Here is a 10533-nt window from a genome sequence, read left to right on the forward strand (position 1 = left end):
TTAGCATCATACGAAGCAAGTTCGCTTACGATAGATGCGTCGAAACTAAATTTTGACGGGATGTGTGACTGTGTTTGTCCTCTTGGCAGGTAACATCTGAATTCTTTTGCTAATTTATGTAACACGACACTGGCTTGTGCTATAAATGTTGTTGAATTTGATTTTGCTTATGGATATAATATTTTCAAAAGACTTTTTGCAATTTGTGTCAATAATCCTATCTGCATTATTGGTGATTCTTGGCTGGCTATACAAGCGCCGTGTGGAAGAGATGAAAATACTGCAGAGCCAATTGTCAGAAAGGAAACATAAGGCTTATGCCGACATAATAACAACTTTCTATTCTGTGCTTGCAGATGTTAAAAAACAAAAAGAAACTGACGCACAGACTGTTAACATGAGGATGCTGGAATCAAAGCGAGACATCTTTATGTATGGTTCTGATAAAGTGTTCCGAGATTTTAATAACTGGTTGGAAAAAGCAAATACTCCAATGCAGTTCGATGCGTATCTTCAGTTCGTTCTTAGTATTCGCAAGGATATCTGTGGCAAAACAAAATTGAAAAAGGATGATATCTTATTAAATTTAATTCAAGATAAGCAGGAACTTGAGAAGTTCAAAGCAGAGATGGAATCTAAGAAAAAAGAGTATAAGTCATAAGTATCCCGTTAAAATGGGACACAAATGATCCTTGATATGAGACCACTAGCTGATACATATTTGCATTTCCTACCATGTCGCTTTCATCAAAATATCAACGTTTAATTTCTGCTTTGTTAGATGCAACAGAGGAGCGTAGAATAAAATGGGAAACAACAAGCGTCTCTAACGAGTATCAAACTGTTATAAACAAAAATATGCTATCGGTGCGATGCTTTCCTAGTTATGATTCTTTTGGGAACTGTAGCAACAAACCTGGTTATGCGCTACATTTGAAGAATAAGGATGGAGAGATTATAGACACTTATTCTGGCGGAAGTAGCGGTACACGTAATGAACCTGAGTTCTTGTATGATGCAGCTCGTCGATCCTACTTTAAAGTAGAAGAGACTATTGACGATATGATATCTAATTTGGTTTGATGGCATAATATCACTATGACTCAATCCGAGCGCTGTCAGATGCAGTACGAACAGGTGATGGCATTCATCGCTACCAACTGTAAGCAGTCAATTTTGACGTATTACAAGAAAAAATAAAATGAGATACCTTTCTTGGATGAGCCAAGCAACAAGGTCGAGCGGCACTGACATTTTAAATATTCAATTATGTTCTGTAGCAAAGTTTTAAGGTCGTAGTGACTATGCCCGCTCGGCTTTGCCGCTTTGCTTGCAAAGAACCTGCTTCCAATGACAATTGGCATAAAATAAAGAATTAAATAATAATAAAAAAATAGTCGATTTTAACTTTAGTTACCTAAGAAGGGCAACCTTTTGGGGCTACATGTCAGAATTGGCTGCTTACTTTGAATAAAAAAAGATTCAATTTCAAAAATTAATTTCCCAATATGGCTACTTTTTATGAAAATTATGTTTGGAGTAAATCTCATTTCTCGTATTACAGAGGGCTTATTTCAAGATATATTAAACATATAAAATATAGGCATATAATAGATATTGCCCGTAAAAATGGTGCAGAGGTGGGTGATTTTGTAACAATGCCAAAATCTCTTGCAAAGAAATTGAATAGTAATTGTAAGATAGGAAGTCATGTGTCTATTAATACGGATAAATTAGACACTCGCGCGCCATTGATAATAGGAAGTTATGTGATTATTGGTTCCGGAACAGAGGTGATAACGGTATCACATAATATTAATTCGACAGAATGGGAACCCAAGTATTATGGAGTGGAAATAGAAGATTATGTGTGGGTGGCTAATAATGCTCTGGTTTTGCCTAGCTGCCGAAAAATAGGGATGGGTGCAGTTATTGCTGCAGGTAGCGTTGTGGTAAAGAATGTCGATTCTCTATCTGTGGTTTCTGGTAATCCTGCTATAGAATTTAAAAGAAGAAAAACCGTTCATAAAGATTTAATAGTAGAACGACTCCTGCATGGAGACTATGACGCCTACAAAAAAACATTTAAATCAAGAAAACATGACTGATATTAAGGTTTTGAAGGAAAAACTAAGAGGTTCCAATTTGATGAAGGGATTCGCTGCTACTTTCCTAGGCAGTGGGGCTTCTAAAGTGCTTCTTGTCCTTACCACATTCTTATGTTCTAATCTTCTTAGTAAGGGAGAATTTGGGGAATTCTCTTTTGTCCGTAATACTTTAAATGTTATATTATGCATTTGTGCTCTTAATTTTTCATCTTTGTGTACAAAATTTACGACAGAAGCAAAATTTTCAATTGAGTCATTACACCGTTTGTTTTTGCTATTTCTGTTTTCCTTTTTTATTTGTGCCATCATCGGTTTTTTTTTAGTTGTCGCACCTGAATCCTTTCTTCTGAATATATTTAGTACAGCTTTTGTTGTTAAGTTTTTTAGGATTTCTGGTTTGTTGTTACCTTTTTTTATGTTGGAGCCTTTATTTGAAGGTATAATGAGAGGTTTAAAAAAATTTAAGTTGATAGGCTTACTCCAAACAGCATCATCTGTCTTTTATCTATTAGTTGTTTTTATAGGGATCAAACAAGGCGGATTGACAGGGGCAATGTATGGAGTTATATTGTATTATCTATTATATGCTTTAATTAGCTTTTTCGTTATTAATCGTTTGTGTTCTGTGAGAAAAATTTGTTATAGATTAAATGGATTTTATAAGCAGGGGGGCGCTTTGTTGACAATGATACTTCCAATTTTCTTTATGTCTTTTATAGAGGCACCAACTCTTTGGATTGCACAAGTAATCTTATCAAAATCAGAAAGTATGGGTGCAATTGGTAGTATGACAGCGATGATGCAAGTAAGAAATCTTGCAATGTTAATACCTGGTTATTTTACTAATACCTATTTAGCATTCGCCGGTGAACTAAATGCTCAACAAAAATACAGTGAATATTATTCTCAATTTTCGAGAATTGAAAGATCATATTTTATAATTGGAATTATACTTTTTCTTTTCTTGTCATTATTGTCACAACCGATTCTTTTTCTATATGGTAAAGAGTACGTTTTAGATTGGCCAGTTATGATTATTTCAAATATTGGAATACCGATTGTCATGTTGGCAAGTCTATACAGGGTTGATTTAATACTAAAGGATCATCAAGCATATCTATTTGTTGTTTCATTGGTTTGGAATGTTGCTTGGATAGTTATCATGTTTGTTATGATAAAATTAAGTATGGCGCCATTATATTCTTTCTTTATTTCTCAGAATATTGCGGCTTTTATCTTCGTAGTTTTGTTATATAGAGGGTATAATAAAGATAAAGTAATTAAATTAATATGAAAGATATAGATGTTCTTATAGTTGCTCGTCCGGACCATTCGATGCAAATTTACAACGCACTTTTGAAACAAGACAGATTGAGTTTTCTTTTTTTGTCTTATAAGGTTTTTCCTGTGTGGATAAAAAAAATGTTCGGCATCAAAAAGATGACGACAGTATCCAAAAATGCTATTTGCTCATGGAAACTAACAATAGTTAACCTCTGTAGGTATAAATTCAGATTTCCTTTTGCTCAGAATTGGGATGAGACTCTAATATTTGATAGGCATTTAAGGCGTATTTTCAAGAATAAAAGAGTACGTATCATTCATTATTGGCCAGAATATGGTGATTATGAAATAATAAAATATGTTAAGTCACATCCTGGAACCCTAGCATTCGCTGACATTCATATGCCTCATCCTAAGTCTGTTTATGAGGATATGAAGTCTGTTTATTTAAAATATGGGATTGAGCCCGAATCGATGCAATTGTTTAATATGGCGCAGAATCAGGCAGATTTTGTAAATAATGCAAATGACATACTTGTACCATCTTCATATGTTGCAGATTCATATAAAAGAATTTATAAGGACAAGAGGTATCATATAATATCTTATGGTATAACAGTAAGCTCATCATATACCAAAAGACATCGTACCATAGTAAAAGAGTTTGTTTATGCAGGGCGAATATCATTGGAGAAAGGTTCCGATTTATTACTCGATTTTTTCGAAAGGAATCCTGAGTTGAACATTCATCTTTATGGTAGTATTGTCAACGGCCAAGAGTTTATCTTTGATAAGTACAAGGGGATACCAAATATTTATTTTCACGGCTTAGTACCAAAGGTAGAATTGCAAAACCGGTTGAAACTGTATGATGTGGGTATTCATCTTAGCCGTTTTGATGCATATTCTCTTGCTGTGGGCGAAATGATTGGGACGGGATTACCAGTGATTGTTTCAGAAGCGGTCGGAAATAAAGATGATATCAAGGCTGAGAATTTCGGACTAGTAACAAGTTTGGAAGTAAAATGCATTGAAGATACTATTCGGCAAATGTGTAAGCTTGATCTATATAATAAGTTTGTTGATAATATAGAAGACTATATAAGATATAGACATGTGTCATATGGAGAGAAATTGATTAATTTTTACTTAAATACAATAGCTTCATAATATGGAAAATACTCCAGCCTTGATATTAAATTTAGTGCTAGCAATAATTTGTATATGGCATATAATTGCATCATATTTAGCTAAAGATAAAACAAAACTTTGGTCGCCAATTACCTTCTTGTCTTTGACGTACTTATATTATTGTGTTATTCCAATGTTTGAGACTGATGGATTTCTTAATGGGATTAGTTCTGCTCCATATGTCTCCTTATTTCATTTTGCGGCACTTTTGTCTTTTGTGTCCATTTTGTTTGGATTCCATACACTAAATTATAGTCTTCACTTAAATAAACGGAAATGGGTTGACTGCTTTAACAAAATAAACTATAAGAAGCTCGCTGTTATCCTCTTTGTTATTGCATTAGCATGCTATATCCCAATACGAGGTTTTAGGTTCAATATTATTATAAATGATTCGGATATATCTGAAACGCTTTGGGATGAACAAGGATTAAATTACTATTTTGCATCTACAATTTCATTATTTGTGACTTCATGTAGCTTGCTGATTGCTCGATTTAAAGAAAATAAAATTCTTTTTATCATTATTTTCTGGATAACATTGGTTACATATATTGTTTCAGGATTTAGATACAGGATAGTCATTTTAGTTATTTCAATGTTTACCACATATTATTTATACGATAGGTCTCGTAAAATTAGAGTTGTTCCTGTCTTTTTTGTTGGTTTCGTATTTTATATTTTATTTAATGTAATGGATGTCGCTAGATCTTATGGAAGTGGACTTCGTGCAGAATCCATTCAGGAAGTTGTTATAACAAAAAAAGCTGGTGAAACAGACCATGTTTATAATTATTCCGCAATAATGATTGGGCGTTATCAGGAGAGTGGAAGGTTGGATTATTTTGATCCAATTATAAACGCAATCTGTTTTCCTCTTCCCAGATTGATATTCCCATGGAAACCTAAGGCAGAATATGCTTTTGAAGGTTCTGATTTTGCCATGAGAGGGAATGCAGGTTCTGCATATATGGGATTTGTAGAAGCTTTCATGGCGTTTTCGTGGATAGGCATTATTATAAATGGCATTTTTGTAGGATGGTTGGCTAGAAGATTTTGGAATTTTTATAGGAAGTACCCCGATTCTATGGTAGCTATAATTACTCTAGCAATATTTAATGGATTTACTTATGTAATTGTTTCCCGTGGATATTTATCAATGCAGTTAAATGTTTTTCTTTATTTCATCTGCCTTCCTTTATTGTTTGTTCGATTAATTAATAAAGTGGTAAATTATTCACACAAGTGTTAGCATAACGATAAAGTATATGAAAAAAAGATTTGTTTGGGTAGATTATCTAAAAGCTACCCTGATTTTTTTAATGGTTCTTGGTCATTCTTCTCAACAAGGAATAGTTGGAGCTGTCTTATCATCGTTTCATATGCCCGCTTTTTTTATGGTGTCAGGATTTTTGTATCATAATCGTGAGCCAAAGAAATTACTTAAATCGTTTGTTTTTCCTTTCATTATATATTACTTATTGTGGTTATTCAAGGTGCAATTTATCAATTATCAGACTGAGGGCCATTTCATTAGTGGATACATTTCGGAAACATTTTGTGGCTTATTAACTTCTGATTTGTCGGTGAATGCAAAAAGCAGTTTCCCTGGTTATTGGTTCTTAATTGTTTTGTTATTAATACGACTTTATGCTGGTGATTTGAAAATATTTAGAAATTTTAGTTTATACAGATTACAATTATCATTAACTGTAATAATACTTTACGGGGTGCTTTTGGCTCTTTTCCCCAATCAGACACAATTCATATCTAGAATATACCTTATAAAGGCAATTGTTTGTTTCCCTTTTTTCTATTTAGGTATTTATGTTCGTGAGATGAGTGTGGAAAAACGTGAGAGACTGTTTAGTTTGTCCCAAATATGGCTTGTTCTTTTATTCGCTTCTTCACTTATTCTTTCTTCAATTAATGGCCCCGTTAATGTAATGCTGAGTGAATATGGAAAGAATTTCGTTTTGTTTATTATCAATACGCTACCGATGACTTTATTCTTGATAAATATTTTTATGAGGTTCACGTCTCCTAATTCCAAATATGACATCAATGCAAGTACTATTAAGACTATGAGAAATAAGATTACTTCTGTTGTTACCGTTATTTCTGATGGTACTTTGTTAATTTTAGGAATACATGGAATTATCATCGGATTTTTTAAGATGGCTTTTCAAAACACTTCTTTTTTTTCGAACCCTTTTCGTCCGTTGTGTTGTGCTTGCATTGTAATGATAATTTGCTATCCTCTTATTATATTAGCGAAGAAACGGATGCCTATACTTTTAGGTAAGTGATTATTCCTGTCTGTTTATTTAGTATGATTTGTTATTTGAACCATTTAATGTTGATGTAATTATAAATCTATCTTTTGGAATGTAATTAGTAAATTATTATGGATAAGAATACAGTTTTTGTTCAAAACATTATCTCACCATATAGAAACAGGTTTTTTAATATGTTGAATAACTATTCTGACAATTTCTCTGTTTTTTATATGGATAACACAGAACCAGACAGGAGCTGGGATACTTCTAAGTTAGAAAGGAAATATTCAAATTGGGTTGATAATAAAGGCGCTTTCTTTCAAATAGGTAGTTATAGGGCACATTTCAATCCTGTTTTAATTTGGAAAATATTAACTAATAAAAATATTAAAAATGTTATTCTTGCAGTAGCATGGCAGGATCCTAACATCATGTTGTTATGTTTTGCAAAGAAACTTCATCTTACCAGTAAACGTTTTTTCTTTTGGGCAGAAGCGAATTATACTGCTGAATGGACAAAAAAGAATAATACAAAGTTGAAATGGATATTAAAAAGGTCTGTTTTTAATTCTATTGATGGCGCATTGATTATTCCAGGACGCATGTCAGAAATCACTTTTGAAAAATGGAACATAGGAGGTCGACACTATATTCATTTGCCAAATACGATAGATGATTCTGACTTGAGATATGACAGCACCAAACGCGTAGATGAACAATTGCCTTCTTTCATTATGCCAATTCGAGTAATTGAGAGAGTGAAGGGTGGACTTAATTTTTTTAAGTCTATTGGTATAGATAATATACGAAAAGTTCGATTTATAGTAGCTGGCGATGGAGAAGATATGTCTCTTTATAAGAAATACATTGAAGAGAACAAATTGGAAGGTCATATCATAATGGCTGGATTTTGTGATTCAAAAAGAATGAGTGAACTATATAATAGTGTTAATGCTTTGGTGCTACCATCTTTCTCAGATCCATCTCCCTTGAGTTTAGTCGAAGCTCTGTACTTTCATCTTCCTATTTTATGTTCCAATCATTGTGGAAACCATTTTGAGGCTGTCAAGGAAGGAAGCAACGGACTGACATTTTCACCATTGGAACCTTTGGAAATAAAGAAAAAATTTGAAGAGTTCCTTTCATTAAGGTCATCGTGGACAACAATGGGGGAGGTTAGCTCTAAGATATATAAAGAAGTGTTTGATACAGGCAAGGTTGTCAGATCCTTCTTAAGGTCGTTTGATGAAAGAAAGAAAATTTAAAATGCCAAAACTGCTACTAATTAATCCTGCTAAGAATTTTGGCTCAACCGGAAAAATTGTTGAGCAGATAGGACTTCTTGCTGAATCGAGTGGGTGGGAAGTAAAGGTTGCTCATAGTGTGCGCTATGCGCGCATAAGTAGGCTCAAGTCAATGTCATTTAGTAGTAAAATTGGTGAGAGGTGGCATGCGTTATGGGCACTGCTACTTGACCGACAAGGCCTTCATTCAACAATTGAGACCAGGCGGTTGGTGCAAATGATTATTGATTATCAACCAGATTTGATTCATCTGCATAATATTCATGGTTATTATATCAATTATATTGTCCTGTTCAAGTATTTGGCAAGTATAGATGTTCCTGTTGTCTGGACAATGCATGACTGTTGGTCTTTTACAGGTCATTGCACATATTTTGATATGGTAAATTGTGAGAAATGGAAATCGCAGTGTTATGAATGCCAGAATCTTGTAAATTATCCTAAAGCACTGACTGACCGTTCACGAAAGAATTTCCAACAGAAGAAAGAACAGTTTACTTCATTGAAGAATCTGACAATGATTCCTGTCTCTAACTGGTTGGGAGAACTTACCAGAAAGTCATTTATGGGAAAATATCCTATTCATGTGATTCATAATGGGATAGATTTGAATGTTTTTCGTATACTTACAAATTATCAGGCAAAGGATACAAAGAAAATGGTGCTAGGAGTTAGTAGCAATGGATTTTCTGGTCGTAAAGGATTGGATGATTTTGTGACGTTGTCAAAGATACTTCCTGACGAGTATCAAATTGTAATGATAGGACTGCATCAAGATGAGTTGGCTAAAATTCCTATAAATATTGTGGGGATGGGGCGAACTGCAAATGTTGAAGAACTTGTTGAGTATTATAACCGGGCTGCGGTTTTTATTAATCCTACTTATTCAGATAATTTCCCAACAACAAATTTAGAAGCGTTGGCCTGTGGGACTCCAGTTGTTACATATAATACGGGTGGTTCACCAGAAGCTGTTGACGAGACAACTGGTATCGTTGTCAAACAAGGGGATGTAAAAGAATTGGCAAGCGCAATTATGAAAATTACAAATAATCCAAAACCATCATTAGTATGCAGGAAAAGGGCTGTTGAACTATTCGATAAGGATAGGTGTTTTGATGCTTATCTACAGTTGTATGATTATTTAATAAGCAAATGAAAAAGGTTTTAATTATAAGTGCCGTATTTCCACCTGAACAGGTGACATCAGCTCTGATGAACTATGATATGGCGAGAGAACTGTCAAATAAATATGAAGTAACAGTGCTCAGACCGTATCCTACTCGGCCTTTAGGAATGAATTTTAACTATCATGGGATGGGAGATGAACCGTTTGAGACCATACTCATTGACTCTTATACTCATCCCCAGTCGATCCTTGTCGGTCGATTTAAGGAAAGTGTAGATTTTGGGTGTAAATGCGCAAAATATATTAAAGAACATCACAAGGAAATTGCTTTCATATATAATAATCCATGGCAATTGTTTGGGGTGTATATCATAGCAAGAGCCGCCAACAAGTATAAAATACCTTATACAGTTGCTATTCAGGACATATATCCAGAATGTTTGTTCACCAATAAGCATTATCCTTCATTAATAACAACTTTAGCAATGGCTTTACTGATGCCTATCGACAAGTATTATCAGAAGCATGCTGCCTTTATTCGAACCATATCAGTCGAGATGGCTGATTATCTTTCTTTCTCCAGAAAATTGCCAGGAGATAAATATTTGGTAGTGAATAACTGGCAGAATGATGAAGACTTTGAGGATTTAAAGCCTGCTCATATAACAGATAAACAGAGATTCGTCTATACTGGCAGTATCAATCTTCATGCAAATGTTGATTTGATTATTAAGGCCTTTGCACAGGCTAATCTTCCCAATTCGGAACTGGTCATCTATGGTGGTGGTAACCAGAAAGATGTCTGCGTAAAGATGGTGAAAGATATGGGATTGAAGAATGTCCGTTTCGATTTCGTGAAACGTTCGGAGATTCCTCAGGTGCAGGCAGATGCGAGTGCATTGGTGTTGGCACTCCCAAAAGGGAATGGAAATCTGTGTCTACCTTCGAAAATGACCTCCTATATGTTGTCAGGAAAGCCTGTAATTGCGAGCGTTGATCAGATGAGTGCCACCACACGTTATATCAATGAGGCTGACTGTGGTCTTTCTGTGGTACCTGATGATATTGATGCATTGGCTGAAGGTTTTCGCAAGTTTGCAATTCTTCCTTCTGAAAAGCGCATCTCTATGGGGAGCAATAGTCGTATCTTTGCCGAGACTCATCTTACGCGTGCTATCAATCTGAAGATGGTGTGTGATGCTATAAAGAATTGCATAAAACAATAGTATTTTGAAAAA

The 10533-nt window shown here is 34.4% G+C and carries 9 protein-coding genes; all 9 read left to right on the forward strand.

Annotated elements, in window-relative coordinates:
* Window positions 1-169 precede the first annotated feature (169 nt).
* The 9 genes from BLU97_RS08535 to BLU97_RS08580 all read left to right on the forward strand — a co-directional run bounded on the left by BLU97_RS08535 (window position 170) and on the right by BLU97_RS08580 (window position 10521).
* Entirely contained in the window at window positions 170-661 is a 492-nt protein-coding gene (locus BLU97_RS08535) for a hypothetical protein (RefSeq protein WP_074761475.1), read from the forward strand.
* 847 nt (window positions 662-1508) lie between these two features.
* A complete protein-coding gene (locus BLU97_RS08545; protein WP_074761122.1) occupies window positions 1509-2108 on the forward strand; it encodes an acyltransferase in 600 nt (199 codons plus the stop codon).
* Window positions 2065-3402 (forward strand): lipopolysaccharide biosynthesis protein, encoded by a 1338-nt coding sequence (locus BLU97_RS08550; protein ID WP_175456344.1) that lies wholly within the window; start codon window positions 2065-2067, stop codon window positions 3400-3402. The genes BLU97_RS08545 and BLU97_RS08550 overlap by 44 nt, the downstream gene beginning before the upstream one ends.
* The gene (locus BLU97_RS08555; protein WP_074761124.1) at window positions 3399-4562 is read left to right on the forward strand and encodes a glycosyltransferase family 4 protein; all 1164 of its coding nucleotides are present in this window, start codon (window positions 3399-3401) and stop codon (window positions 4560-4562) included. The genes BLU97_RS08550 and BLU97_RS08555 overlap by 4 nt, the downstream gene beginning before the upstream one ends.
* 1 nt (window position 4563) lies before the next feature.
* Entirely contained in the window at window positions 4564-5835 is a 1272-nt protein-coding gene (locus BLU97_RS08560) for an O-antigen polymerase (RefSeq protein ID WP_074761125.1), read from the forward strand.
* Window positions 5836-5851: 16 nt separating this feature from the next.
* On the forward strand, window positions 5852-6892 hold the full coding sequence (locus BLU97_RS08565; protein WP_074761126.1) for an acyltransferase family protein: 1041 nt from the start codon (window positions 5852-5854) through the stop codon (window positions 6890-6892).
* Window positions 6893-6990: 98 nt separating this feature from the next.
* Complete coding sequence (locus BLU97_RS08570; protein WP_074761127.1) at window positions 6991-8127, forward strand: glycosyltransferase; 1137 nt, start codon at window positions 6991-6993, stop codon at window positions 8125-8127.
* The gene (locus BLU97_RS08575) at window positions 8108-9325 is read left to right on the forward strand and encodes a glycosyltransferase (RefSeq protein ID WP_254771689.1); all 1218 of its coding nucleotides are present in this window, start codon (window positions 8108-8110) and stop codon (window positions 9323-9325) included. The genes BLU97_RS08570 and BLU97_RS08575 overlap by 20 nt, the downstream gene beginning before the upstream one ends.
* Entirely contained in the window at window positions 9322-10521 is a 1200-nt protein-coding gene (locus tag BLU97_RS08580; RefSeq protein ID WP_074761128.1) for a glycosyltransferase family 4 protein, read from the forward strand. The genes BLU97_RS08575 and BLU97_RS08580 overlap by 4 nt, the downstream gene beginning before the upstream one ends.
* Window positions 10522-10533: the final 12 nt, after the last annotated feature.

It is taken from the genome of Xylanibacter ruminicola (assembly GCF_900107775.1).
Lineage (GTDB): Bacteria > Bacteroidota > Bacteroidia > Bacteroidales > Bacteroidaceae > Prevotella > Prevotella ruminicola_C.

What these genes read in the sequence shown, in the direction of transcription:
- BLU97_RS08545 (WP_074761122.1), top strand. Translation starts at nt 1,509, where the DNA reads ATGGCTACTTTTTATGAAAATTATGTTTGGAGTAAATCTCATTTCTCG.
- BLU97_RS08575 (WP_254771689.1), top strand. Translation starts at nt 8,108, where the DNA reads ATGAAAGAAAGAAAATTTAAAATGCCAAAACTGCTACTAATTAATCCT.
- BLU97_RS08565 (WP_074761126.1), top strand. Translation starts at nt 5,852, where the DNA reads ATGAAAAAAAGATTTGTTTGGGTAGATTATCTAAAAGCTACCCTGATT.
- BLU97_RS08580 (WP_074761128.1), top strand. Translation starts at nt 9,322, where the DNA reads ATGAAAAAGGTTTTAATTATAAGTGCCGTATTTCCACCTGAACAGGTG.
- BLU97_RS08550 (WP_175456344.1), top strand. Translation starts at nt 2,065, where the DNA reads ATGACGCCTACAAAAAAACATTTAAATCAAGAAAACATGACTGATATT.
- BLU97_RS08570 (WP_074761127.1), top strand. Translation starts at nt 6,991, where the DNA reads ATGGATAAGAATACAGTTTTTGTTCAAAACATTATCTCACCATATAGA.
- BLU97_RS08560 (WP_074761125.1), top strand. Translation starts at nt 4,564, where the DNA reads ATGGAAAATACTCCAGCCTTGATATTAAATTTAGTGCTAGCAATAATT.
- BLU97_RS08535 (WP_074761475.1), top strand. Translation starts at nt 170, where the DNA reads ATGGATATAATATTTTCAAAAGACTTTTTGCAATTTGTGTCAATAATC.
- BLU97_RS08555 (WP_074761124.1), top strand. Translation starts at nt 3,399, where the DNA reads ATGAAAGATATAGATGTTCTTATAGTTGCTCGTCCGGACCATTCGATG.